The 26252-nt window shown below is 47.4% G+C and carries 20 protein-coding genes; 11 read left to right on the forward strand and 9 right to left on the reverse strand.

The genetic code is table 11. The annotated features are described in order from the left end of the window. Positions 1 to 7: 7 nt before the first annotated feature. The 5 genes from DWX23_RS22920 (at position 8) to DWX23_RS22940 (ending at position 6034) form a co-directional block, all read left to right on the forward strand. Positions 8 to 1978: a heavy metal translocating P-type ATPase gene (locus DWX23_RS22920; RefSeq protein ID WP_122376205.1), complete on the forward strand. Its 1971-nt coding sequence runs from the start codon at positions 8 to 10 to the stop codon at positions 1976 to 1978. Position 1979: 1 nt separating this feature from the next. Further along, on the forward strand, positions 1980 to 2390 hold the full coding sequence (locus DWX23_RS22925) for a Fur family transcriptional regulator (RefSeq protein WP_122353491.1): 411 nt from the start codon (positions 1980 to 1982) through the stop codon (positions 2388 to 2390). 87 nt (positions 2391 to 2477) lie between these two features. Then, entirely contained in the window at positions 2478 to 3953 is a 1476-nt protein-coding gene (cysS, locus tag DWX23_RS22930; RefSeq protein ID WP_122353586.1) for a cysteine--tRNA ligase, read from the forward strand. A gap of 82 nt (positions 3954 to 4035) precedes the next feature. Further along, positions 4036 to 4443 (forward strand): PaaI family thioesterase, encoded by a 408-nt coding sequence (locus DWX23_RS22935; RefSeq protein ID WP_009860656.1) that lies wholly within the window; start codon positions 4036 to 4038, stop codon positions 4441 to 4443. 160 nt (positions 4444 to 4603) lie between these two features. Further along, positions 4604 to 6034, forward strand: coding sequence for a DUF4933 domain-containing protein (locus DWX23_RS22940; RefSeq protein ID WP_122376206.1), 1431 nt, complete (start codon positions 4604 to 4606; stop codon positions 6032 to 6034). A 76-nt stretch (positions 6035 to 6110) separates the two neighbouring features. Here DWX23_RS22940 and DWX23_RS22945 read toward each other — a convergent pair whose 3' ends face one another. Genes DWX23_RS22945 through DWX23_RS22965 form a run of 5 tightly spaced genes read right to left on the reverse strand, consistent with a single transcriptional unit; the run spans position 6111 to position 14361 of the window. After that, positions 6111 to 8534, reverse strand: a complete 2424-nt coding sequence (locus DWX23_RS22945) for an ABC transporter permease (RefSeq protein ID WP_122376207.1) — start codon at positions 8532 to 8534, stop codon at positions 6111 to 6113. A 16-nt stretch (positions 8535 to 8550) separates the two neighbouring features. After that, positions 8551 to 9240 (reverse strand): ABC transporter ATP-binding protein, encoded by a 690-nt coding sequence (locus tag DWX23_RS22950; protein ID WP_122353494.1) that lies wholly within the window; start codon positions 9238 to 9240, stop codon positions 8551 to 8553. Positions 9241 to 9257: 17 nt separating this feature from the next. After that, the gene (locus DWX23_RS22955; RefSeq protein ID WP_122376208.1) at positions 9258 to 11663 is read right to left on the reverse strand and encodes an ABC transporter permease; all 2406 of its coding nucleotides are present in this window, start codon (positions 11661 to 11663) and stop codon (positions 9258 to 9260) included. A gap of 15 nt (positions 11664 to 11678) precedes the next feature. Then, positions 11679 to 12926, reverse strand: a complete 1248-nt coding sequence (locus DWX23_RS22960; RefSeq protein ID WP_158607117.1) for an efflux RND transporter periplasmic adaptor subunit — start codon at positions 12924 to 12926, stop codon at positions 11679 to 11681. 46 nt (positions 12927 to 12972) lie between these two features. Further along, positions 12973 to 14361 carry a TolC family protein gene (locus DWX23_RS22965; protein WP_122376209.1) on the reverse strand — a complete coding sequence of 463 codons (1389 nt, stop codon included), beginning with the start codon at positions 14359 to 14361 and terminating at the stop codon, positions 12973 to 12975. Between the two features lie 574 nt (positions 14362 to 14935). Here DWX23_RS22965 and DWX23_RS22970 point away from each other — a divergent pair. Together DWX23_RS22970 and DWX23_RS22975 are read left to right on the forward strand one after the other, a co-directional pair. Then, entirely contained in the window at positions 14936 to 16285 is a 1350-nt protein-coding gene (locus DWX23_RS22970) for a sigma-54 dependent transcriptional regulator (protein WP_122376210.1), read from the forward strand. Between the two features lie 5 nt (positions 16286 to 16290). Beyond that, a complete protein-coding gene (locus DWX23_RS22975; RefSeq protein ID WP_122376211.1) occupies positions 16291 to 17358 on the forward strand; it encodes a PAS domain-containing sensor histidine kinase in 1068 nt (355 codons plus the stop codon). Here DWX23_RS22975 and DWX23_RS22980 read toward each other — a convergent pair. The 3 genes from DWX23_RS22980 to DWX23_RS22990 form a co-directional block, all read right to left on the reverse strand. Continuing rightward, positions 17332 to 18216: a DUF3108 domain-containing protein gene (locus DWX23_RS22980; protein WP_122353499.1), complete on the reverse strand. Its 885-nt coding sequence runs from the start codon at positions 18214 to 18216 to the stop codon at positions 17332 to 17334. The two genes, DWX23_RS22975 and DWX23_RS22980, sit on opposite strands and share 27 nt — an antisense overlap. Next, positions 18155 to 20068, reverse strand: coding sequence for an Ig-like domain-containing protein (locus DWX23_RS22985; RefSeq protein WP_122353500.1), 1914 nt, complete (start codon positions 20066 to 20068; stop codon positions 18155 to 18157). The genes DWX23_RS22980 and DWX23_RS22985 overlap by 62 nt, the downstream gene beginning before the upstream one ends. Positions 20069 to 20893: 825 nt before the next feature. Further along, a complete protein-coding gene (locus DWX23_RS22990; RefSeq protein ID WP_122376212.1) occupies positions 20894 to 22171 on the reverse strand; it encodes a DUF2851 family protein in 1278 nt (425 codons plus the stop codon). Positions 22172 to 22281: 110 nt separating this feature from the next. Between DWX23_RS22990 and dapB the strand changes: the two genes are divergently transcribed. The 4 genes from dapB to DWX23_RS23010 are packed head-to-tail and all read left to right on the forward strand — an operon-like array spanning position 22282 to position 25922. Beyond that, positions 22282 to 22998: a 4-hydroxy-tetrahydrodipicolinate reductase gene (gene dapB, locus DWX23_RS22995; protein ID WP_122353503.1), complete on the forward strand. Its 717-nt coding sequence runs from the start codon at positions 22282 to 22284 to the stop codon at positions 22996 to 22998. A 20-nt stretch (positions 22999 to 23018) separates the two neighbouring features. Beyond that, on the forward strand, positions 23019 to 24416 hold the full coding sequence (locus tag DWX23_RS23000; RefSeq protein ID WP_122353504.1) for a S26 family signal peptidase: 1398 nt from the start codon (positions 23019 to 23021) through the stop codon (positions 24414 to 24416). Positions 24417 to 24435: 19 nt separating this feature from the next. Beyond that, positions 24436 to 25293, forward strand: coding sequence for a signal peptidase I (gene lepB, locus DWX23_RS23005; protein ID WP_122376213.1), 858 nt, complete (start codon positions 24436 to 24438; stop codon positions 25291 to 25293). Between the two features lie 2 nt (positions 25294 to 25295). Next, positions 25296 to 25922: a WbqC family protein gene (locus DWX23_RS23010; protein WP_122353506.1), complete on the forward strand. Its 627-nt coding sequence runs from the start codon at positions 25296 to 25298 to the stop codon at positions 25920 to 25922. A 3-nt stretch (positions 25923 to 25925) separates the two neighbouring features. Here the strand turns inward: DWX23_RS23010 and DWX23_RS23015 are convergent, their stop codons facing one another. Further along, on the reverse strand, positions 25926 to 26201 hold the full coding sequence (locus DWX23_RS23015; protein ID WP_122353507.1) for an HU family DNA-binding protein: 276 nt from the start codon (positions 26199 to 26201) through the stop codon (positions 25926 to 25928). Between the last annotated feature and the right edge of the window lie 51 nt (positions 26202 to 26252).

The following is a 26252-nucleotide window of genomic DNA, read 5'->3' on the forward strand; positions in this document are numbered from 1 at the left end:
AAAAGATATGGGACATTGTAATTGCAACCATTGTCATAACGAACAAAAAAGTAAAGTTTCACCTTATCTTCTCCCGACAATCTCTTTTCTTATGTTATTGGGAGGGATCGCCCTACAGGTGATAGAAGCAGAGTTTTTCAATCAAACGATACGACTTATATGGTATGTGCTGGCTTATCTGCCGGTCGGACTGCCGGTCATGAAAGAAGCGGTAGAGAGTATCCGTGAAAAAGATATCTTCAGCGAGTTTACACTGATGTGTATTGCAACACTCGGTGCTTTTTATATCGGGGAATATCCGGAAGGAGTAGCCGTCATGTTGTTCTACTCTATCGGAGAACTATTCCAGGGAAATGCCCTGGCGAAAGCCCGCAAGAACATAAGCGCCCTGCTGGACGTCCGTCCTGAAACAGCAACCGTCGTGCGTAATAACGAATACTTCCGGACTGCCCCCGCCGATGTGACTCCGGGAGAGATCATTGAAGTAAAAGCCGGCGAACGGGTTCCTCTCGACGGGAAGTTACTAAGCGAGACCGCCGACTTCAACACGGCAGCCCTTACCGGAGAGAGCGTACCGCGTACGATCAGCCAGGGCGAAGAGGTGCTGGCCGGAATGATCGTAACCGACAAAGTGATCCGCCTGGAGGTAACGAAACCCTATAACCAGAGTGCCCTGGCGCGTATCCTCGAACTGGTACAGAACGCATCGGAACGGAAAGCTCCGGCAGAACTGTTCATCCGCAAATTCGCACGTATCTATACGCCGATCGTAACCGGACTGGCTTTCCTGATCGTTTTACTGCCTTATTTATATTCATTGATACAACCGGACTTCCTGTTTATTTTCAACGACTGGCTGTACCGGGCACTGGTGTTTCTGGTTATCTCCTGCCCTTGTGCACTGGTTATCAGTATCCCGTTGGGTTATTTCGGAGGGATCGGAGCCGCTTCCCGGCAAGGTATCTTATTTAAAGGAGGTAATTATCTGGATGCCATTACCAAAATCAATACAGTCGTATTCGATAAGACCGGTACACTGACCAAAGGGATATTCGAAGTACAATCCTTATCAGCGGCCGATCATCTGTCGGAAAAAGAACTGCTTCACATTATTGCTTCTGTTGAAAGCCGCAGCAACCATCCGATCGCCAAGGCGATACTTTCCTATGCCCGTCAGCAACAAACGGAAATAGATACGACCATCGAAACGACCGAACTGGCAGGTTACGGATTAAAAGCAGTGATCGATGGAAAGGAAGTATTGGTCGGTAACACCCGCCTGTTGGATTCGGCAGGAATTTCATTCCATTCGGATGAAAATAAAGTTTCATCCGAGAGAAATTTTATTTTCTCCCGGTTGAATGAGATTCCCGAAACAGTTGTTGTCTGTGCCATCGACAGGCAATATGCCGGTTATATCCTCCTGGCCGATACGCCTAAAGAGGATGCAGCAACAGCTATCAAACAATTAAAAGAATTAAATATTAATAACTTAGAGATATTATCCGGAGATAAACAAATAATTGTTTCTAAATTAGCTACCCGTTTAGGAATCCCGCATGCATACGGTGATCTCCTGCCGGAAGGCAAAGTTGCCCATCTGGAAGAGCTGAAACGGAATCCGGAGAACCGGATAGCCTTTGTCGGTGACGGAATCAACGATGCTCCGGTACTTGCCCTGAGCGATATCGGTATCGCGATGGGCGGATTGGGCAGCGATGCTGCGATTGAAACGGCAGACGTGGTGATCCAGACCGACCAGCCCAGTAAAGTGGCTACGGCGATCCGCATCGGAAAGTTCACACGCAATATCGTATGGCAGAACATTGCGTTGGCATTCGGAGTCAAGCTGGTCGTCCTGATCCTGGGAGCCGGTGGTGTCGCAACCATGTGGGAAGCTGTATTTGCAGATGTGGGAGTCGCCTTATTGGCGATCCTCAACGCAGTAAGAATTTTAAGGACAAACAACCCCGACTGATATGGAAGTTTATTTAGACATACTGAACAGAAGAAAGATAAAGCCGACCGCTATCCGTTTGCTTATCCTGAAAGCCATGATGCAATTCGAGCGTGCCTTCAGTTCGCTCGACCTGGAAAACTATCTGGAGACAGTGGATAAATCGACAGTATCCAGGACGATCAACCTTTTTCTGGAGCATCACCTGGTTCATTGTATCGACGACGGTTCAGGCTCATTGAAGTATTCGGTTTGCGGAAACGAATGTAATTGTTCCGTGGAAGAACTTCATGCGCATTTTTATTGTTTAAAATGCCACCGGACGTTTTGTCTGCGCAATATTCCGGTCCCGATGGTGGAACTGCCGCGTAATTTTACGCTGGAAAGTATCAACTACGTATTAAAAGGTTGCTGCGAAGATTGCTCAAAATAGACAAAGACACTATCTTTGCGGTCTGTCTTCCTTCCGGTTATGAAAATACGGGAGAAAGCAAAGCAACCTTTAAAGTATAAAACAGATATGGAACATCCATTAAGTATTTACAACACGCTCACAAGAAAGAAGGAACAATTTATTCCGTTGCATGAACCCCACGTAGGCATGTATGTCTGTGGTCCGACGGTTTACGGAGATGCGCACCTGGGACATGCCCGCCCGGCTATCACATTCGACCTGTTGTTCCGCTATCTTACACATATAGGATACAAGGTGCGTTACGTACGCAATATAACCGATGTCGGCCACCTGGAACATGATGCGGACGAAGGCGAAGACAAGATCGCCAAGAAAGCCCGCCTGGAACAATTGGAGCCGATGGAAGTGGTGCAGTTCTATCTGAACCGCTACCATAAGGCGATGGACGCTCTCAACGTGCTTCCTCCCAGTATCGAACCGCATGCTTCGGGACATATCATCGAACAGATCGAACTGGTAAAAAAGATCCTCGACAACGGATATGCCTACGAAAGCGAAGGCTCCGTTTATTTCGATGTGGAGAAATACAACAAAGATCATAACTACGGGGTCCTTTCCGGTCGCAATATCGAGGATATGCTGAATACGACCCGTGCACTGGACGGACAGGACGAGAAACATAACCCGATCGACTTCGCACTCTGGAAATGTGCACAGCCGGAGCATATCATGCGCTGGCCTTCTCCATGGAGCGACGGTTTCCCCGGATGGCACTGCGAATGTACGGCCATGGGTAAGAAATACCTGGGACAGCATTTCGATATCCACGGGGGCGGCATGGACCTGATCTTTCCGCACCACGAATGTGAGATTGCACAGGCGGTTGCCTCACAGGGTGAGGATATGGTCCACTACTGGATGCACAATAACATGATTACCGTCAACGGGCAGAAGATGGGTAAGTCATTGGGTAATTTCATTACGCTGGACGAATTCTTTACCGGCGACCATAAAATGTTGAGCCAGGCCTACTCGGCGATGACGATCCGTTTCTTTATCCTTCAGGCCCATTACCGCAGTACAGTAGACTTCAGCAACGAAGCACTGCAAGCGGCCGAAAAGGGATTAAGCCGTCTGATGGATGCTTATAACCATCTGCAGAAACTGACTGCTTCGGACGCTTCGACTGTCGATGTGAAAGACCTTCGCAGGAAATGTTACGACGCACTGAATGACGACCTGAATTCACCGATCGTTATCTCTCATCTGTTCGATGCCGCCCGCGCCATCAACTCTGTAAAGGACGGCAACGCAACCATCTCTGCTGAGGACCTGAAAGAACTGCAGGACGTATTCCATACATTCATATTCGATATCCTGGGTATGAGAGACGAAGCTTCTGCCGGAGGCAACAACTACGAGACATTCGGCAAGGCTGTAGACTTGTTGCTGACTATCCGCCAGCAGGCGAAAGCAAACAAGGACTGGGCTACTTCCGACAAGATCCGTAACGAACTGACCGCCATGGGATTCGATATCAAGGATACCAAGGACGGGGCAGAGTGGAAACTTAGCAAATGATCAACCGGTCAATGTGCTAATATGCCAATCGGAGTATCTTCATTGGCACATTGGCATATTTTCAAATTAGCATATTATCATAATGACTATCAACGAATTTCTTCAGGGCGACAAATTTGCATTATTTGCCGGAGTAGAATTACTGGAAACGGGCAACGGCTATGCCAAAGCGCGTATGGAAATAAAGCCTATGCATCTGAATGGTGGTGGTGTTTGTCAGGGAGGAGCCATCTTTACACTGGCCGACCTGGCTTTCGCAGCGGCAACCAACAGCCATGCGCGGCTCACTCTGTCCATTACTTCCAATATCAATTTCTTCAAAGCCGAAAGCAAAGGCTTCCTTTATGCCGAGGCACGCGAAGTATTCAGTCACAAAAGACTGGCAAATTGTGAAGTTAATATTACAAACGAAGCAGGTGAACTAATCGCCACATTCAGCGGTTCCGGATACAGGAAAGATACGGAACTGCCGTTCGCCCCGATAGAATAAAAGCAAAATGTCAACGGACAAATAGCTTATCATAGCTTTATATACCTGAATAGCAAACGTATAACGAAACAGGAAGAGATAAATATGTCAACTCCTTTTTTTGTTATACGTTTTTGTTTTCCCTACTTTTGATTTTCCTGAAACTATAAATATACGAATTATGAAACACAAGAAAATCAGAACAACGACAGCTATTCTATGTATCGGAACCATCCTGTGTGCCTGCGGAGGGAAACAATCCACCCGTCAGGCGGACGAAACGGTTGAAGCTGCCCCTAAAGCACCGGTGATCATCGAGACCAATCATCTGAATCCCGGTGTACAATATACGGAAGAGCGTGGGATATCGCCAGCCAGTCCACCTGTGATCCTGGACTTTACTGCCAAGTTACCCACGCAACCTTTCGCACTGAAGGATCATTTCAGCAAAGTAACCTGTATCACATTGAAAAGTCCCTTATCTCCCGAACAGGGAACTTTCCTTTACGATGCCAGCATCATTGTCTCTTACGACCGGGGAATGAGCAGTGCCAGCGGTGTGAATACAAAGATACAACTGCTGGAGAACCGGATCCTGACAAACGATCTCTTCGGTTCTTTTTGCTTTGATTCGAACGGGCAGATTACAGATACACTGCTGATCGCGCATATCGAGGGATTGAAATATGATCCTGCCACCCAGAAACTGGAATTTCATGCCAATAACAGGAAAAGCCCGATTGGCAATATCAGCCTGGAACCGGGAAACCAATACAGCTATGCAGGTAGGGACACTGTCAACAACTACAACATCATGGGATGGAAATCCCTTGAAGACGGCCGCCTGGTCGAAGAGATCCGCTTCATGGACGACAAACATTCGACTTTGCTGGCCAGCCTGGACGATTCGACCCTGGTAAACGTATCGAGGAATTTCAGGTCACCGGACATGCTCACGACGTTCAATAAGAACTCATACGATACCCTGTGCATATTCGGAAACTATAATCTCCCGACCGTTAAGTTAAGCGGACCGTATGCATTTCCTGAAAGCAACTGGACTTATAAGAACAAGGATAAATTCTATTTCAGACAGGCATTCAACGATACGATATTCAGTCTTTCCTCTCCTAACCGTTTGCAGCCGGAATATATCCTGCAATTCGGAGAAAACAAACTGACTATAGACAACGGACTGTACGGAGATAAATCGCAGAAGTATGCTATCCAGTCGTGGGTGGACACGGATCATTTTATTCTTATCACTTATTCCAGAAATTACGATTGCCCGAATACCCGTAAAGAGAAGAGCGTATTCTATTCCTATGCTTTATACAACAAGGATACAAAACAGCTATCGCTTATCCAGGATAATCATAGTTACCCTGAAGAATTCCTTTTGCCGACGGAACTGCCGGACGGCATACCTGCCATCTTAGGAGAACTCACCTGGCAGGATAACAAATTGTTCACTTCTTACACCAAAAGAAAGCTGGAAGCCTTGCAGAAGATGGATAACTTTTCCAAATTGCCTGCAGAACAACAGGAACGCGTCCGGCAACTGGCCGGGACACTAGGGGAAGATGAGATGATTGTGATGATACTTGAATAATGTGTCAATGTGGACAATGCGCCAATATACCAATGTATGGAATACTATTTCCATTGGCATATTGGCACATTATTTTTTATTCATACCGCAACGACCGGGCAGGTTTGCTGAGGATTGTTTTAGCAGTCTGCCAGCCTATGGTCAACAAGGATATCACACACAATAAAATCACCGGAACAAGGAAAAACCAGGCTTTCCAGTCGGTGCGGAATGAATAATGATCCAGCCAGCCGTCCATAACCCACCACGACAAAGGAAGTGCGATAACGACCGCTACACCGATCAGGATAAAGAACTCGCGGCCCAACTCATAGAACAACTGTATTTTCGATGCACCCAACACCTTACGTATTCCCATCTCACGCACCCTCGTCGAGCAGGAGAACATCACCAATACCCAAAGCCCCATACAGGAAATGAAAATCGCCAGTATGGCAAAGAGGGCAACAATCAGCCCGAACACCTCATCCTGCCGGTATTGCTGGTCGAAGAACTGATCCAGGAAGAAATAGTCGAAGCTGGAATCAGGGAAATAACGGTTCCATATCTCTTCCGACTGTTTCACCAACTCACGGGGATTCGCATTCTCCATAACGACAGAGATATAACGCTGTTTCATCCAGCTCAACTTATCGTGCAAGGCGAACAGAAGAGGCGTATACCCCTTATTCAGCGATTGCTGGTGATAGTCTTTTACAACCCCGATGATCTGCATTGGCTGGTCGACAGTCTCCACGGAGAGACGTTCGCCCAAAGCAGCCTCCGGCGAAGCAAAACCTAATGTGCGGACAGCCGTTTCGTTCAGGACGATATTATAGACATCCCCTCCGAAATCCTCGGCAAAACCACGTCCGGCAACAAACTCCAGGTCATACGCATCCAGATAATACACATCGCAGTTGAGCATTTCCAGCAAACGGGTCTGTTTCGTCACGTCGCTCAGGCGGACAATCGACAGGAAGTCAGTCACCTCCGTCCCAGGAACGGCACCGGAAACCGTCACGTTCTTCACAGATGGCAATGCCTTCAACTCCCGTTTCATGGCAGTCAGCTTGGTAGCCATATCCTCACAATGAGCCGGAAATTTCAGCACCAATGTCTGGTCGACACGCACACCCAACGAAGCCTGACGCATATACTGTAACTGTGCATAAACGATCAGCGTGCCGCACAACAATGCCAGAGACGCCGTATATTGCAATACAACCAACACCTTACGGGTCAGCGTCGCATTTTTCGTATGCGTAAATTTACCTTTCAACATTTTGATCGGCTTAATACCCGATAGGATTGTTGCCGGATAGAAACCGGACAGGAAAACACCCAGTGCAAATATCAGCAGCAGCATCCAACCCAAAGAGGTCGTTACCCACACGGAGAAACCCAGATCACGCGATGTCAGGTTATTGAATGCAGGCATCAGCGCCTCCATCAACCCGAGCGCCAGGATAAAGGCAATCCCGTTCGTCACCAACGATTCAAACAGGAACTGAGTAACAATCTGCCGGCGACTTGCCCCCGAAGCCCGGCGTATCCCGATCTCTTTGGCACGCTCCATCGAACGGGCTACCGTCATATTTATATAATTGATCCAGGCAATGCACAGGATCGCCAACGCCGTACAGATCAGGACCAGCATGGACGAACGGTTCCCTTTCGTCTCCGGCTCATAGGCTTTCTGGGGATTCAGGTGGATATCCTTCAAGTTGGTCAGCTGGATTGCCCAGGTTTTATTCTTCAAGGCCTCCTCCGTTTTATATTTCTCTGCCATCGCAGGGAAAGCATCTTCGACCTGCTTCTTCATATCGGCAGATTTCAGGAGGACATACGAATACACTTCATGCCGGTACCAGTATTCATCCATCCATTTCGGAAGTGTTTCATATGAGATCAGCATGCTGTAACGCACATGCGAGTTGACAGGCATATCCTTCATGATACCCGTCACTTCGCATGCTTCCTCGCCGATATTACTGCGGAAGATCAATATCTTCCCGATCGGGTCGGCACCCTTGAAATATTTACGGGCGATACGTTCTGTGATAACTACTTTTTTCGGTCCATCCAGGCAGGTATTCTTATCCCCTTTCAATAACTCGAAATCGAAGAAGTTAAAGTAATTCTTCTCAGCGTAGCCGATGTTCGTTTCACGGTAGAGAAGTTCATTGTATTTAACGATCTGCTCGGGGTAATACTGGCTACCCACACGGGTATAGTCTTCTACTCCGGCCAGGTTGCGTTTCATGGCAGTAGCATAACCTGCCGAGCTGGAAGCCCAGTTGTCGGTCATCTCGCCGTTCTCGAAAAAGCGCGCTTCCACACGGAAAATGCGGTCGGCGCGGCTGTGCATATGGTCGTAGCTGTATTCGAAAGCCACATAAGTCAGGATCAACAGGGCGGCCGCCATTCCGATCGCCAGGCCGAGTATATTGATTGCACTGAAGCCTTTTTTCTTTGTCAGGCTGCGCAAGGCACTGTTCCAATAATTTGATATGATCATATTCGTTGTTATCTGATTATTTGATGGAAATATTGTTTCTATCTTCCGATACGATTTTTCCATCTAATAAGTGGATCACGCGATGGGCATATTTCGCATCCCGCTGTGAGTGGGTAACGATCACGATCGTCGTCCCCTGCCGGTTCAGTTCGCTAAGTAACTCCATTACTTCAACACCATTGGTAGAATCCAAATTACCTGTCGGCTCATCCGCCAGGATCAGGTTACAGTCCGTCACCACGGCACGGGCAATAGCGACACGCTGCTGCTGACCTCCGGACAACTGTTGCGGGAAATGTCCGGCGCGATGGGCAATATTCATACGGTCCAATACCTCCATTACCTTCTTTTTCCGGTCCGCTTTCTTTCCGTTCAGATAGACCAGCGGCAGTTCCACGTTCTCGAAAACCGTCAGCTCGTCTATCAGGTTGAAGTTCTGGAAGACAAAGCCGATGTTCCCTTTCCGGAAAGAAGTCAGCTGGCTCTCGCTCATCTTATCTATCTCTTTGCCTTCAAAGTAATATTTACCGGAAGTCGATGAATCCAATGTTCCCAGGATATTCAGCAGGGTGGACTTTCCACACCCCGAAGGCCCCATGATAGCGACAAACTCGCCTTTCTTTATCTCCAGGCTTACCTCATTCAACGCTTTGGTCTGTACATCTTCCGTTGTGAAGAGCATAGACAGTTTTTCTGTTTTAATCATATTTCTTTGTTTATAAATTATTCACTCCTAAGAATATACATCGGTTTCAGACGGATGATGCGCCATACCTGTCGTGCGACGGTCCCGAAAGCAATACACATCAACAGGACAAACGCTACTGCATAACTCCACCAGGGCAGTACGATATGGAACGCATAGCCTTCGAGCCAGTTGTTCATCAGGAAAGCGGAGGCAGGAATACCGATCACGGACGCGACCACCGTCAGGAGTAATAACTCACGTGTCAAAACTACAAAAAGATTTACTCTCCCCGCTCCCAATACCTTACGTATCCCTATTTCTTTCACCCTCGACAGGGTGGAGAAAAGTGTGACGGTCCACAACCCCAGGCAAGCGACAAAAACGGCCAGCAAGGCCGAACCGGCAAACATCCATCCGAAATTCCGGTCTTCCTGATACTGGTTCCTGTTGAAATCGTCAAGATAGAAATAAGAGAACAGCGAAGTCGGGAAGAAATCCCGGTAGGCCTGTTCGATCTCCGCCAGACGAGCTGCATCGGCAGTGCCGTCTATACGGATGGAGATATAAGGTGTCCCGATAAACGGTACGCGTTCTTTGATGAAGAAGATGATCGGTTTGTACGGTACGGCAAGCGACTGCTGATGGTAATTACGGGCTACACCGATCACCTGGAGAGGTTCTTCCACCACCTCCATCGTCAACTGCCGGCCGAGAGCAGCCTCATTGGAAGGAAAACCCAACAGACGGACAGCTTCCTCGTTCAATACCACTTTATTCAGTTCATCCCCGTATTCTTCCGAGAAACCCCTGCCACAAACCATATCGGGGGAATAAGTAGAGAGATAATCGTAATCGACAGCAAACATCTGGATCAGTTTCACTTCCGACTGGTCGCTTCCATAAGGACGGTTGGTAAAATAATTGGCAACCTCCACGCCCGGAACTGCCCCGGAGACAGTGACCTGCCGGATATATGTCTTTTGTTTCAAGTGCTTTTTAAAGCTCTCCATCTTTGCAGACAATTCATCCGTGAAAGAGGGATATTTCAGAACGACGATCTGCCTCATCGCTACTGAAGCCGTTTCATTCTGCATATAACGGACCTGGGCAATGACTACGAAAGTCCCGGTAATCAGAATAAAGGAGGCGACGAACTGCACGACGATCAAGGCTTTCCGCATCCTATTTCCTTTCCGGCTGTGCAAGAGTTTCCCGCGCATAATATCCGACGGACGGATACGTGTCAGGAGATAAGAAGGGTATAAACCGGTAAAGAGAGTCCCCAAAACGATAATACCCGACACGGTAACCCAGAACTCCGGCTGCAAAAGAGCATTCGCTCCAAAATCGTAGGTAGCCAGGGAATTGACGACGGGCAGGAGCACTTCCAGCCAGCCTAATGCGATCAGGGCAGCCAGGAAATTGACGATCCCGGCTTCGAGCAATCCCTGGAAAAGCATCTGCTTGCGGGATGCCCCGAAGGCTTTACGAACACCGAACTCTTTTCCCCGCTCCAGGAAACGGGCGACCATCAGATTCAGGGCATTCACCCAGCCGATAAGCAACAGGGCGACCGCCATCACCGACAGGATATAGACGGCAGTACGGCTGCCTTTCGTCTCTTTCTCATACGATTTCTGTGGGGTTAAATGAATCTCTTTCAACGGGATCAACTCCACCCGCCAGTCTTTATGCTTCAAAGCGGCTGTCTTGTATTTATCGGAGATGGCGGCAAAGGCATCGGCTATCTCCTGCGGATTCTTTCCCGGCTCCAGGCGGACGTAGGTATACACGCCGTGGACATACCAGATATCCTGTCGTTCTTTCGGTATCGTGGAATAGGAAAGGAGGAAGTCATAATGTAAATGTGAGTTTGCCGGCATCCGGTCGATAATGCCCGTGACTTCAAAATGCTGCTCGGCTGTTACCGTCCGGAATGTCAGGATCTTCCCCAACGGCTCCGCTTCGCCGAAATAACGGTGAGCAGCACTTTCCGTTAATACGACGGTGTTGGGACGGACCAGCTGGCCTGTCTTCTCTCCTCTTTTTATCGGGAAGTTGAACAATTCGAAGAAAGCGGGCTCGGTAAAGCAATAGCGTTCTTCGGCAAATTGTTTATCCTGATAGGTAACGACCTGTTCCCTGTCCTGTGCGGTAAGGCGAACGAACTTCTCGATACCCGGAATCTCACGGCTCATGACCGGCCCGTGTCCGAGAGAGGTAGTGGCCCAGTTGTCGGTCAGTGCTTTTCCTTCATACAGGCGGCTTTCGACACGGTAAATACGGTCACCATCATGGAAAGAATCGTAACTCAGTTCAAACCGGACATAGAGCAGGATCAGCAGCGCTGCCGAGATACATACGGACAGACCGAGGATATTGATCACCGAAAGTGACTTACGGGCCCGCTGGCTTTTAATGACTTGGGACAGGTAATCCATACTTTTCTTTTTTTATTATCTGATTATAAGACGTTCGTTCTCGCCAAACAGTTCATAGCCTGAAATGATCACTTTCTCTCCGGGTTTCAATCCTTCGGTCACTTCATAATATTGTGGATTCTGACGACCGATCTTCACCGGACGGCGACGGGCGGTGGTCTCGTCTTCATCTACTACATATACATACTGTCCGCCGCTTGCCTGATAAAAACTACCGCGGGGAATCAGGATAGCTTGTACCGGATCACCCAGTTGCAGGTTCAGGTGATAGGTCTGTCCGGCACGTATATTTTCGGGACGGCCACCGGTAAAATGGAGGTCTGTACGGAACTGACCGTCGCGTACTTCGGGATAGACTTTCGTCATTTCCATCTCATAGGTCTTTCCTTCACGTTCGAAGCTGGCGGGTAAGCCGGGCATGACACGTTCTACGTAATGCTCGTCGATCCTGGCTTCTACCTTCAGTTCGGGGGTAATTACCTGACCGATGCGTTCTCCCTGGGCGATCGACTGGCCGATCTGGGCTTCCAGGTTACCTAACTGGCCGCTTACGGGAGCTTTCACTTTCAGATTCTCCAGACGTTCGCGAACCAGTGCCAGGCTTCGTTTCATATTCCGGATATTTTCATCCAGGCTCTCCAGCTGGCTGCTGCGGAAAAGGTCGTCCTGACTGATACGCTGGTCCAGTACGACGAGTTGGTCGCGTGAGCTTTCGTAATCTTCTTTTGCCAAAAGATAATCTTCGCGGGCAAGAAGTTGTTTGTTGTACAAACGTTCGTATTGTTTGTAACGGCGTTCTTTCTGTACCAGGTCCTTATTCAGATTGATACGTTCTTGTTTCAGGCTCAGATGCTCCTGCTCCATACTGATACGGGTATTACGAAGTTCGTTTTCCTGATAGGCAAGGTCGGCTTCGCTCTGGAGGATGCCGATATTTAATAGCGGGTTACTCAGGCGGAGGATGACATCTCCGGCTTTGACCTGCGTTCCCTCTTCGATGAGGCGTTCTTCCACACGACCGCCTTCGATGGCATCCAGGTAAATGATACGGTCCGGCAAGACCTGACCGATCACACGGATATAGTCGTTAAATTCACCCTGGATGATGGTAGAGATCGTCAGGCGCTCTTTCTCGACCTTCATAGAGGAAGAAGTATCACGAAAGATAAAGTAAAGCACGCAGACAAGCAGGAAGACACCTCCTGCTACAACGTAAATATGTTTTTTCTTCAAACGGGACTTCCGTTCGATCGGAGTGTCCATGGTGTTGTTATTCATATCTGTATCTATATTTTTATTCAATTACTATTTATAAAAACGACCCGGTACGGTAAAACTCAACCATCCGATGCTTCAGATCATACTGCAACCTGGTACGAACCAGTTCCGCCCTGGCTGAAATATACAGGTTACGTTTCTCCATCAGCTCGAAGACGGAAATCATACCTTCCTCCCACTTTTCCTCATTTTCTTTGAGGGTGGTAGTCAAAGCCTTCAGTTGCAAAGCGGCCTGATGATACTCTTCTGCCGAAGCCTGGAGAGTAAGGCAGGCATCTTCTATCTCTTTATATAAGGATATACGTTGCCGGTCGTTATTATTTCTGACCTGTTGCAGGCGGAAACGTTCTTTCCGGACTGCCGTGAAGCGCGATAAGCCGCTAAAGATCGGGAACGATACCCGCAAACCGATATACTTATTCCAGTTATTTTTCATCTGTTGTCCAAAAGAGACGATGTGCCCGTCTGCATTACGTTCCGTATCGTAATAGCCCGAATAAAGGCTGAAATCTGCCCGGATCGAAGGGGAGAAAGCACCGGATGCGATCGCCAGCGATTTCCGTGATGTCTGTTCCCGCAGGTCCATCATCCGGAATTCAGGAAGTGCGATCTCCGACTCGGCATAGACGTCCGGAGCCGAATAATTACTGAGGAGTGGCGGTTCATCTCCCTCTGCATCTACATCAGCAATGGATAACGTATCCGAATCACGCATCTGTAACAATTCCTTCAATGCCAGAAACGACAAGCGTTCTGTCTTGTTTTTCACTGTCTCCTGATAAATATCGCTCTGCAACCGGGCTTTCACCTCCTGCAGATCCGACGGGGAACGAAGACCGAGGTCCACATATTCAAGCATCTGTTCATGATACCGTTCACTCAGTTTCCGTTGTTCGGCAGCCAATAGGCTCATCTTCCTGTCAAAGATATACACATAATAGGCATCCATCACCTCAAAAGCCACCCGATTCTCTTCCGCTTTCTCCGTTACGCCGCTCAATTGCCTGTTCAACCGGGTAAATTGTGCCCGGTTGATACGCTTGAAACCATCAAAAACAGGTAAGGAGATATCCACTCCCACCGTGCTTTCCAGAAAAGAAGAGGTGGTGTACATATTCGTCTTCGGGTCTACCGAACGTCCCATCCGTTTTCCGAACGCCCCATTGGTACTAACAGAAGGGAGGAAGTCGCCGATTGCAGCAGTAAAATCCTCACGGGCAATACGGGTATCCAGCCGGCTGTTTTTCAGCGTCAGGTTCTTCTCTATAGCATAACGCATACAGGAGTCGACAGTCCAGGAATCCCGGGCATGTGCTGTGACTACCGAGCCTAAAAGCAACAGTCCTATAACCCGTAATCCATATTTGGTTGTTATTTGCATTTTCATCATGTAAATAGAAGAGCAAATGGCATGCCACATTTAATCACTTATTGATTATCAATAATTACAAAAATAAAGCACATGTAAACTGTAAAATATATTGACACGCAATTGTCAAATATTTTGACGTCACAGACTAGGTAGTATATATAAGGTTTGTAATAGCCAAGTTTCTTTGATAATGGGATAGTTCACTTTTAGAAAGATTTGAACTATTCAGCTATAAACCATCAGTCATCAATAGGGCTGGTATAGTTACAGGTCCATTTGCCGTCGGTTTTAACCGACGGATAAGTAAATGCTCTATCTCTTTGGACTTTAGTCCCATTTAAAGAGTCTCTCTATGTAAAGAGAAATGTGGCTGAAGCCAATAAAGAGAAGCAACTTGTAAACCGTCAGTTAAAACTGACGGCAAATAAACCTGTAATGGCTAAGTCACTTTGATTAAGGGATAGCTCATTATTGATAATTATTGAACTAATAAATAGCATTGTTTCCGCAGAAAACCGATAGAACAGCACTCTATAAAATAACTCTCCTTAAAGTGTCAAATATTTGGACGCTCATTTGCAAAGTATCACGGAAGCCGATACCTTTACAAAAAAATTGACGTATGCAAACCGGAACAGTTCTTATAGTAGACGATAATAAAAGTGTACTGACCTCACTCGAATTATTACTGGAAGACGAATTCGAACGAATTGAAACAACTTCAAATCCGAACCGTATCCTGTCCGTTCTGGATACAATGCCGGTCGACCTTGTCATTCTCGATATGAATTTCTCCGCCGGAGTCAATACCGGGAACGAAGGCTTATTCTGGCTACGACGTATCCAGGAGATAGCCCCCGGACTGCCTGTTATCATGCTTACCGCCTATGGAGACGTGGAACTGGCTGTCAAGGCACTGAAAAGCGGAGCGGTAGACTTTGTGCTCAAACCCTGGGACAATGATGTCCTGCTGGAAAAGATACATACCGCTTTACAGGCTGCCGAGGAAGAACGAATGAAACAGAATGCCGGAAAGGGCGGGATCACCCCTCCCTCTGAACCGGCAATGATCATCGGGCACTCACCTGTTATGATGAAACTGATCAAGATTGTAACCAAAGTTGCCAAAACGGATGCGAACGTACTGATCACCGGGGAAAACGGGACGGGTAAAGAGATGCTCGCCCGCGAAATTCACCGGCTGTCCCTCCGCAGCCGCCGGGAGATGATCAATGTCGATATGGGAGCCGTCAGCGAATCTCTGTTTGAAAGCGAACTCTTCGGACACGAAAAAGGAGCCTTTACCGATGCCCGTGAAAGCCGTCCGGGTAAATTTGAGGCTGCCAGTGGAAGTACCTTGTTCCTGGATGAGATCGGCAACCTCCCGGTCGGGTTACAGGCCAAACTGCTCGCCGCCCTCCAGAATCGTGAAGTGACCCGCCTGGGAAGTAACAGGAAAATCCCGGTTGATATACGCCTGATCGCCGCCACCAACCGGAACCTGCCGGAAATGGTCGGACAATCGCTTTTCCGTGAAGACCTGTTCTACCGTATCAACACCATCCAGATAGAGATCCCGCCGTTACGGAACCGACGGGAAGACATTCCCCTTTTCATCGATTATTTCCTGAAAAAATATACCACCCAGTACAAACAAACAGGTATGACGATCCACCCGCAGGCCATGAACAAGCTGGAACGGTACGACTGGCCGGGTAATATACGCGAACTGCAACATACCATCGAAAAGGCCGTGATCCTCGCCGAGAAAAATGTGATCCGTGCCACCGACCTCTTTATCCGTCCCGGGAAAACCGTCTCGTTCACCGAAGCTCCCAACCTGGGGGAAGTGGAACGGAAGACCATCGAAGCAGCCATCACCCAAAACGACGGGAACCTGACTGCTGCTGCCGAACAACTGGGCGTAAGCCGGCAAACCTTATATAACAAACTAAAACGATTCAACCTGTGAAACGGATGTTCAGCACACGCATCTATCTGAAGATAGTCTTCCAGGTAGTGATCATCGTCATCGTCGCCGGCCTAGGATTAGCCGGTATTGTCAGTGGCAAGGCCATCATCCTGGGATGTGTCACCCTGCTGATCGCCTTATGGCTGATCGGCGTCCTCGTTTATTTCCTGAACGCATCGAACCGGCGTATCCAATTATTCCTGGATGCCATCGAAGACAATGAATCGATGCTTTACTTTCCCGAAAACACCGGACCGGAAGAACAACAACGCCTCCATACGGCATTCAACCGCATCCACGGCCTGATGACGGAAAGCAAACAGAAAGAGTTTGAACGTGAACTGTTACGGAAAGAATACGAATCCTACGATAAACTGATGCATGTCCTGACCCACGAGATCATGAATTCGATCGCCCCGATCGTATCCCTTTCAGGGACACTTCTCTCCTATTACCGGAATAACGAGACGACCAAAAGCAGCGACGAGATCACCGATGCCACGATACGCAAAACGATACGCGGACTGGATACGATCAAGAGCCAGGGGCAGAGTCTCATGAACTTTACCAATTCATACCGGCAACTTGCCCGCTTGCAGGCTCCTAATCCCAAACCTTTCTCCCTCTCCCACCAGGTCCATAACATCGAACTATTGTTCCAGTCAGACCTGCAACGGTTACAGATCGGCCTGAATGTCTATCTATACCAGGAAGAAATAACGGTGGATGCAGACGAAGAGTTGCTTTCGCAGGTACTGATCAATTTATTGAAAAATGCGATAGAAGCATTGGATGAACAGGATAACGGAGAGATAACACTCGCCGTAAAACAATCCGGCAACACCACCCTGATCGAGATCACGGATAACGGACCCGGCATTCCTTATGATCTGCAGGAAGATATATTCGTACCCTTTTTCACCACCAAAAGCCAAGGAAGCGGCATCGGCCTTAGCCTCTCACGCCAGATCATACGTATGCACGGGGGCGAACTTCAGGTATATTCGCAACCCTATGCCGAAACACGTTTTACGATCTCGCTACCCTCAACGGCGGGGAATTTCCACACGTGAAGAGAGCGGATAACGCAATCCTTGGGATGACTTGTAATAGACCTCCGCAGCCCCGATCTTCAACTTGGCACGTATCTTGACCGGAATATGGTTTTCGTCATCTCCGATCCATATCTCGGCTGCCGCCTTACTTTGGGTGAATGCATCGTCATAAATATCAATGAAGAAATGACGGGTACGATATTTCAGTGTCTCGTTACGTTCCACAATCTGCTGTCCGGTATAACGGAAACTGATATTGATACGCTCACGCCCGATCGCCACATGGAAAGGGAACTCATCCCCATATTGCATCTTATCCCAATCCAGCGACCGGAGATACATGGTAGCCCCCAGCATATCGAACATATACTGCTCCGAAACGATCATCGTATCGATCTTTGTCCGTGAAGGTGTATACCGATGGGAATGTGCGGATGTCTTTCCATCCTGATAAGAGAATTTCAGATCATCGATCAGATAGTAATCATTCTCATTGACCCGTTTCTCACTTCGCAGCAACAACATCTCAGGCGAGAAATAACAATCGATCGTATCACGCATGGAGTAGACCTTCTCGAACATGCCGGAAGTCCGGAACAACAGGCGATAATGATAGGCCGTCTCTCCTTTATAGCGGGCATTCTTGACAGACAAAGTGGCCTGCCCCGCACGCGGCATCAGAATGCCCCATTTGAAGTAAAGCTCGTATTGCACCTCCTCACCGGCACTGAAACGCTCTTTCACCGGAATAGTTTGCGCACCGGTCACTTCCGGAAGAAGCAACAACCAGCCAAGCAGGAAGAAACCGATCGCCTTAGAACGGCATTCCCATACTACCACTGCTACTGCGCGAAGAAGACTTCTGTTGTCCTTCATCTTTATAATTTCTTTTCTTCTTGGTTGCCTCTTTAGGCTTATTCTTTGTAATCTCGATAGGTTTCTGTTTTGCCCACGGGGTCGCTTTGACATTCCAGGTCTCTTCCACCTGCCAGTTCTGCATCACATTATACTTCACAGGTGAGTAGAAGACTTCTTCCGGCTGCCGCTTTTCGGCATAATTGCCGGTATCCCATTTACCGTTGTCATTTAGGTCGACCACCAGGCGGACATAATATTTATCCGGCTTCAAGTCCATGAACAGGGCACCCCCGTTCTTTACCTTCGTTTTCCTTATCGCGACATCGCTGCCGTTCAGCAATTCGACATAAGCTGTCGTATCTATTCCTTCTATATTCAGATACAGATGGCCGTATTCATCTTCTTTCTTGATCTTGAACTCACTCGAATATGGTTCGTTCCATTTGTCATAGAGGCTGAATACCGTTGCCGAATCCACAGACAAGCGATACTCTTCGCCATATTTCCACGGACGACGGATAAAGTAGTTCAGGGTGTTGACAGAATCCCTGAAAAAGTCGAAATCGACCGGTGTCCAGACCGTATCGACCTTCTGGTCCAAATAAAAGACCTCTTTCGGCAGGTCGAGAACCGGTTCATTGAACGTCACGGAAACGGTATCGAACAAGTCCATCGAAGTCGGTGCATCGATCTGCATACCGAGGAAGACGATCGGTTCAGGCTCATCATCTTTCTTCTTTTTCTTCTTTTCCGGACGATGGCGCATCAGGAACTGAAGCGTATCGGTTTGCGGCCGGAGAATATTCAACGAGTCGCTTTTCGGATAGGAAAGTTCTACCAGCAAAGTATCCTGTTTCCATACCATCGAATCGGTCAGCCAGAAATTGACTCCCGTACCTCCTTCCGTTTCCTGTGTAAAGAACCAGGCTGAATCGGCTGGGGTAAAGTTGATCGGCTTCGGCAACGGTATCGTATCCAACGGCGCGTTAAAACGGATGGTCAACAGATTTTCCTGCTGGCGTTCCGGTTTCAGGAGATATTGCCGCATGAAGTTTTCCTTGAACAGACGCAGTTGAATATCGTCCGGGAAATAGCGGGTATAGGCTACCGTCCGGATCGTATCGATGGTCAGGCTATCTTTCCACAGCGTATCCTGGCGGCTGGTAAGTTCCAGCGAGGGGATAATGATGGAGTCGTTGAATGCGATCTCTTCGCCCGGCTGGTCGAACTTATAGTCGCGGTTGACATCGTTCAGACCGAATATGCGGTAACTGCCCGGAGAGATATTACGGATAGTGAACTCCCCTTTATCGTTTGTTCGCGAAGTACGGTCGAAAGGCAGTTTTACAAAAGCCGAATCTTCCAGGTTCTTATGCAGACCGACCGTAATGCCGGGCATCGGTTCCAGGTTTTCCGCGTTCAGCAAGACACCTGACACCTCCAGCGTATCGATCACATCACCGGTAGAGAATGCAAAAGAGAAATTCTCGAACACATTCTTCTCATTATTATCGGAGATCGAGTTGGTGAAGTCGATCGTATAGGTCGTATTCTCTTTCAAGGTATCTTTCAGCTCGACCACAACCTTTTTCCCCGCGGCACGGATTACCGGCAACTGCATCTGCGGCGGCGTAATGATCACATTCTCCGACGGCTTGTCCAGCTGCACCAGTTCATCAAACAGGATTTCCACCTTTTTCCCCTTATAGTTTGTCTGGTTCGGGGCCGGAAGGCTGCTGACAAATTTAGGAGGCGCTTCATCGTAAGGCCCTCCGTTCGGAGAAGCCATATTGGCACATGAATACATGGTTACCAACAGAAAAAGGCCACATACTGCCAGTAATAAATTGTTTATATATCTGTTACCCATTCAATCTCTTTTTATTCAAATGGCAAAAATAGGGAAAAATCCGATGACAAACAGTGATATATACGCTAAATTAACGTAAGTACACCCTAACAAATCAGAAATAAGCAAGATGCAACCAGCATACCTAACAGTATCCATACGCATTTATCAGCGTAACTCTACCGCTCGTCTGCATCCGGTAAATATGAACATGAATATGGATTACTTTTCCCTGGAATGAATTAAGCAATAAATCAAAACAGTTTTTCATCATTCCGCGATGATTTTTTGATGACATAATGATTCTAATTACGACATTTAAGTGTTAATATGTAAAACAATATATTGATCTGACAACTCGACAATTTCCTGAAAGGTAACTTCCGGGAATCTTTTTATCACAATAATTAACAATTCATATCTCTTACTTCCAGCTTTCAGTTCGTTTTAAAGAAATTCCCACTTCGTTTAAAACGAATTTTTTTTTGTTTTAAACGGAATGAGGGTTTATTTTAGACAAAAAGCCACGTGAATATATGTTAAAACAGATCTGTTTAGTCCCTTTTTTATCCTTGAATTTTATGTTTTGTAGCAGTTTCTTGATCTGGAAGCTGCCGGATACGAACCATAACAGTAGTGACATAATTCTCGATGAGATCTTTTATCAAAGAAAAAGTTTCGTTTTATCTATTTTTTTGTATGATTCGGAACGGTTAATCGGGTTATTACGTTCAATATGACAATACGAAAACCGGCTACGTTTGCGTAAAAATAGCCACTACCGTCCTGAGCCCCATAGAAGCTCTTCAGGAACTACTTAAAATAGCATTTTGACAATTTTATTTTTTAAGTTGATTGGGAGATCTGTTTCAGATACCTGAACCCGATCCGGCAATACAAACATTTCTTCTTCTCGCAATACTCCCGTTTCAACTGGACAAGCGCCTGACTGTCTCCGGCATGACCTGTTTTTATCCCCGCCTGAGTAAAACCGGAAACGATCGCATTCTTCTCCGGCGGAAGACTTTCAAGGATATGGATGGCGCGGTCGCAATATTCCGGCTGTTTACTCCTGACACCATAGGCAAAAAGCACCGGTACTACCGTATTTATCAACAGGATACACAAAGAATTTTCCCCCACCTGCTTTTCCTTCCGGACAGAAACAGAACGGAAATTATAATGCGTTTCCCAGTAAACAGAAGGAGAGACACGAAAGCATTGTTTGATACGGCCGATACTACCCGCGGCCAGTATAACAGAAAACAGGGTATCGTACTGCGTCCAGACAGCAGCCAACTGTGCCAGTTTCAGACAAGGGAAATTAACCGGACGGATACGCAGGCTTCTGAACTGGGAAGGATCGAGCGGCGTCAACCCGAATTTATGCCGAAGAAACCGGTATTCGCGTTGTAACAAACGATAATAAGGACAATCGAGCGTTTCATCCAGCATCCCCGCCTGTCCGAACAACATCGCCTCTACCTGCGAATGACTACCGCGTTGTTTTTGAATACAGCGTAGCGGCAGACTTTTAGCCAGACGTTCGAAAATATCGTTATTCACTCCGAAACCGAAGTTACGGGTTAAAGTAATATAAAAGACTTCATTCCAATCACCACCGTACAGGTCCAGCAAACGGAAAATATCAGCAGTCTTACGCTCCAGCCGCTCCCCCAGCAAAGCATCCAGCCAGGAAGATATATACAACGGTTCTATTTCCGGAATATATCCCAGGCACGGCATGGCCACTTCGCGGTACAACAACCAGTCTATATTTTTAACGATAGCTTCCGGAACAATCAGTTTTAGTTGGGGGATCGGCTCACCGTCCGTCCGCCTCACCTCACAATCGACACACTCCACAACATGCAGGATAACGGCATCATAAGCTTTGTCTTTATCATGACGATGGACCAGCCAATCGGATGCCCGGGTATGAATTTCCACACTGCCGACCCATAGGGTATCAGCTATTTTTATCTTTGCATTGAAGAAGTCCGGTCCGGCATCGGAATTTAGTGTTCCGGGATCGATAACAGAGACAGGACGACCATCGGTGGTAAGAAGCGGCATTGCCGGATACAGTTTGTATTTCCAAACATAATGTAATAAACGTTCCATATTCTTTTCAGAGTTAAGATTTATGCCACAAATCTAATTCATTTTCTTTATATTTGCACCCCTGAAGGCTAAGTTATTAGCCATATTAATTCATTTTATTCTGAAAAGATATGAAGATTGCACTTATCGGTTACGGAAAGATGGGGAAAACCATCGAGCAAATCGCACTCAGCAGAGGACACCAGATCGTCTCTATCGTAGATATAAACAACCCGGAAGAATTTCAGTCTGTTAATTTCAAGAGCGCAGACGTTGCCATCGAGTTCACGACTCCCGCCACGGCTTTCGATAATTATATGAAAAGTTTCGCTGCCGGCGTTCCCGTGGTTTCCGGGACGACAGGCTGGTTGGACCGTATCAGTGAAATAAAAGAGAAATGTGAAAAGGAAGGCAAGACATTCTTCTATGCTTCCAATTTCAGTATCGGGGTAAACATCTTTTTCGCCCTCAACAAATATCTGGCGAAAATCATGAATAATTTCCCTTCTTACAATATCAGCATGACGGAAACGCATCATATCCACAAGTTGGATGCTCCGAGCGGAACAGCTATCACGTTGGCAGAAGGTATCCTTGAGAACGTAGACCGGAAAGAACGCTGGACGCTGGAAACAGCCGAACAACCGACTGACCTGCCGATCCATGCTATCCGTGAAGGGGAAGTGCCGGGTATCCATGAAGTGACCTATGAATCGGACGTCGACTATATCAGCATCAAGCATGATGCTAAAAGCCGTGCCGGTTTCGCTCTCGGCGCTGTCGTTGCAGCCGAGTTTACTGCCGGGAAAAAAGGCTTCCTCGGTATGGATGATATGCTTAAATTTTAATTCCACAGATTAATCTACAAATGAAAAAGTTTTCCAAGAAACAATGGATCAAGTTCGGCATCTCAGCCGTATTGTATATACTCTTTTCGATCTGGATGCAGAACCTCTGGTTGTTGCTGGGATTGATCGTGCTGGTGGATATCTTCCTGACAAAATACATTCCCTGGGGCGCCTGGAAACGGTCGAAGAACCCGAGTGTACGGAATGCATTGGAATGGGTGGACGATATCCTGTTCGCACTGATCGCCGTTTATTTCATCAATCTGTTCATCTTCCAGAACTACCAGATCCCGAGTTCTTCGCTGGAGAAATCGTTGCTGGTGGGCGATTATCTGTTCGTGAGCAAGTTGAGCTACGGTCCGCGCGTACCGAACACGCCGTTATCATTTCCGTTGGTACAAAACACACTGCCGTTCTTCAACTGCAAGTCGTATCTGGACTGGCCGGAATGGGGGTATAAACGTGTAAAGGGTTTTGGACATGTAAAACGTAACGATATCGTAGTGTTTAACTTCCCGGCTGGTGACACAGTTGCCCTGAATGTACAGAATCCGAGCTACGACGAACTGGTTGCCCAGTACGGACGTGAAGCCATCCGGCTGGATAAAAAGACATTCGGAGATGTCATTTATCGCCCCGTAGATAAACGTGAGAATTATGTAAAACGTTGTATCGGTCTACCAGGCGACACGATCGAGCTACGTAACAATCAGGTATATATCGATGGAAAACCCGCCAAGAATCCGGAGAACATGCAGTTTAACTACTTTGTTGAAACAGACGGTTCGCCTCTTACGGAGGAACAATTCCGCCTGATGGAGGTAAGCAAAAGCGACCGGATACTGGCCTCCAACAACGGGTATTTCCAGGATCTGATGTCATTCCTCGGTTTCGAGCCGATCGCACCCGGACAGTTCAACCCGGTTTATCATTTGCCGCTTACCAAGAAGGCGCTGGCCATTGCAGAGAAACTACCTTCTGTGAAAAAGATCGTTATCGAGCCGGATGCCTGGTCGGGATCGACTTATCCGGCCTGGTATAAAACCGGTTGGTCACGTGATAACTTTGGTCCGCTATGGATACCGAAAAAAGGAGCGACAATTCCGCTGAACGAACGTAACATCGCCCTGTACGGCCGTTGCATCAAGAATTACGAAAACAATACACTGGAAGTAAAAGACGGCACCTATTATATCAATGGCAAACCGGAAACAGACTATACATTCAAATACGATTATTACTGGATGATGGGTGATAATCGCCATAACAGTGCCGACAGCCGTTCGTGGGGATTCGTTCCGGAAGATCATATCGTAGGAAAACCGATCCTGATTTGGCTGTCACTGGATAAAGACCGTAGCCTGTTCGACGGTGGTATCCGCTGGAACCGTCTGTTCCGCATGGTGCACCCGGATTGATAGTTGACATATTGATTCTATGGCAAGACAGACCTTCATATCTGCTGTAAAATGGCTGGCTACGATCGCGTTGCTGGCAGGAGGCGTTATGGCAGTCCGTTACTATTGTATGGAATCTTTCCGTGTATCGACCGATTCTATGGAGGCTGCATTACATAAAGGCGATTATATCCTGGTCAACAAGTTGCCGTTGAAAGATAATCCCGGACGTAACAGGGTGGTTTTATTCACCAGCCCGTTGCTGAAAGATACCGTTTCAAACCCTTTATTCCTGAGTCGTTGTATCGGTATGCCCGGCGATACGATCCGTGTCGGCAACGATGGCTATCGGGTCAACGGCAAACTGATCCCTCATTCCCCCCAATCGCTCAACCGTTATATGGTGACGAAGGCCGGGCAGAACGAGTTATCAGCCGTACAGAAGAAACTGAATATACCCATCAGGGAATGGAAAGAAGAGGCATTCGGCTTCTCCCTCTACCTTACCTCTTTCGAAGAATATCAGATCAGGGAGGAGTTATCGGAAGACACCAATATCCATTTTATAAAAGACCATACGGATAGTTATGAACTGATCGTTCCCCGGAAAGGTAGAGCTTACCGGCTCGATGCAGCCGCATTGACTGCCTGCCGTGAAGCAATTCAGACTGAAGCCGGCGACAAAGCGGTATTCCGCAACGGGAAATTATTCCTCGACGGCCGGGAAACAGATTTCTTCTTCTTCGATCAGGATTATTACTGGATGCTTTCGGACAATACCAACGAAGCGATAGACTCCCGCCATCTGGGATTCATCCCCCGCGACCATATCATAGGAAACGCCTGGTTCTGCTGGTATAGCAAAGACAGGCAACGAATTTTTAAACCCGTAAACTAATCATGCAACCTGTATATATTTCATCGGCCTACCTGGGCCCGGTACAACAATACTGTAAACTTTTCCAATTTGAAGAAGTACGGATCGAAACAGCCGAAAACTACCTGAAACAAACCTATCGCAACCGCTGTACAATAGCAGCCGCCAACGGTCCGCTATCGCTCTCCGTCCCTATTATCAAGCCCGACACTCCGAAATGTCCGACAAAGGATATCCGCATATCCGATCATGGGAACTGGCGCCATCTCCACTGGAATGCGTTAATATCTGCTTATAATATGAGTCCTTTCTTTGAATATTATGAAGAAGAGTTCGCCCCGTTTTATGAAAAGAAGTTCGATTTCCTATTCGACTTCAATGAAGAGTTACGCAGGTTGGTTTGCCGTTTACTGGATTTGCAGCCGAACATTGTCTATACGGAAACATATATGCCGGAAGTAGCGAACGATTTCCGGGAGATCATCCGCCCGAAACACGAAGGGGAAGATCCAGACTTCATCCCGCAACCCTATTACCAGGTATTCCGGGATAAATTCGGATTCCTCCCCAACTTAAGTATCGTAGACTTACTATTTAATATGGGACCGGAAGGAATACTTATTTTGCGCGATTCTGTCCGCCATTCATAGCAGTTACTTGTTCAGATCTTCAAAAAGATATTTACCGACGCTGAATTTCACACTCAGACGTTTCGGGATGACAACAACCTCACCTGTTTTGGGGTTGCGGGCCGGACGACTATTCTGCTCTCTTGGAGAAAGAGTACCAAAACCTTTCAGTACTATCGGGTCCCTCTGACGAAGTGCATCAGTCGCAACAGAACAAAATGCTTCGAGCATTGCATCTACATCTTTTTTACTACAACCACTTTCAGCAGCTATAGCTGCAATTAAATCTGACCGTTTCATTTGCTTTTATTAATTAAAGTACAACCTTTGTTAAAAAAATTCTCTTGGTAA

The organism is Parabacteroides sp. AF18-52 (assembly GCF_003479145.1).
Classification (GTDB): Bacteria; Bacteroidota; Bacteroidia; order Bacteroidales; family Tannerellaceae; genus Parabacteroides; species Parabacteroides faecis.

Coding starts and splice junctions, on each gene's coding strand:
- DWX23_RS22920 (WP_122376205.1), top strand. CDS start 8: ATGGGACATTGTAATTGCAACCATTGTCATAACGAACAAAAAAGTAAA.
- DWX23_RS22925 (WP_122353491.1), top strand. CDS start 1,980: ATGGAAGTTTATTTAGACATACTGAACAGAAGAAAGATAAAGCCGACC.
- cysS (WP_122353586.1), top strand. CDS start 2,478: ATGGAACATCCATTAAGTATTTACAACACGCTCACAAGAAAGAAGGAA.
- DWX23_RS22935 (WP_009860656.1), top strand. CDS start 4,036: ATGACTATCAACGAATTTCTTCAGGGCGACAAATTTGCATTATTTGCC.
- DWX23_RS22940 (WP_122376206.1), top strand. CDS start 4,604: ATGAAACACAAGAAAATCAGAACAACGACAGCTATTCTATGTATCGGA.
- DWX23_RS22945 (WP_122376207.1), bottom strand. CDS start 8,534: ATGATCATATCAAATTATTGGAACAGTGCCTTGCGCAGCCTGACAAAG.
- DWX23_RS22950 (WP_122353494.1), bottom strand. CDS start 9,240: ATGATTAAAACAGAAAAACTGTCTATGCTCTTCACAACGGAAGATGTA.
- DWX23_RS22955 (WP_122376208.1), bottom strand. CDS start 11,663: ATGGATTACCTGTCCCAAGTCATTAAAAGCCAGCGGGCCCGTAAGTCA.
- DWX23_RS22960 (WP_158607117.1), bottom strand. CDS start 12,926: ATGGACACTCCGATCGAACGGAAGTCCCGTTTGAAGAAAAAACATATT.
- DWX23_RS22965 (WP_122376209.1), bottom strand. CDS start 14,361: ATGTGGCATGCCATTTGCTCTTCTATTTACATGATGAAAATGCAAATA.
- DWX23_RS22970 (WP_122376210.1), top strand. CDS start 14,936: ATGCAAACCGGAACAGTTCTTATAGTAGACGATAATAAAAGTGTACTG.
- DWX23_RS22975 (WP_122376211.1), top strand. CDS start 16,291: ATGTTCAGCACACGCATCTATCTGAAGATAGTCTTCCAGGTAGTGATC.
- DWX23_RS22980 (WP_122353499.1), bottom strand. CDS start 18,216: ATGAAGGACAACAGAAGTCTTCTTCGCGCAGTAGCAGTGGTAGTATGG.
- DWX23_RS22985 (WP_122353500.1), bottom strand. CDS start 20,068: ATGGGTAACAGATATATAAACAATTTATTACTGGCAGTATGTGGCCTT.
- DWX23_RS22990 (WP_122376212.1), bottom strand. CDS start 22,171: ATGGAACGTTTATTACATTATGTTTGGAAATACAAACTGTATCCGGCA.
- dapB (WP_122353503.1), top strand. CDS start 22,282: ATGAAGATTGCACTTATCGGTTACGGAAAGATGGGGAAAACCATCGAG.
- DWX23_RS23000 (WP_122353504.1), top strand. CDS start 23,019: ATGAAAAAGTTTTCCAAGAAACAATGGATCAAGTTCGGCATCTCAGCC.
- lepB (WP_122376213.1), top strand. CDS start 24,436: ATGGCAAGACAGACCTTCATATCTGCTGTAAAATGGCTGGCTACGATC.
- DWX23_RS23010 (WP_122353506.1), top strand. CDS start 25,296: ATGCAACCTGTATATATTTCATCGGCCTACCTGGGCCCGGTACAACAA.
- DWX23_RS23015 (WP_122353507.1), bottom strand. CDS start 26,201: ATGAAACGGTCAGATTTAATTGCAGCTATAGCTGCTGAAAGTGGTTGT.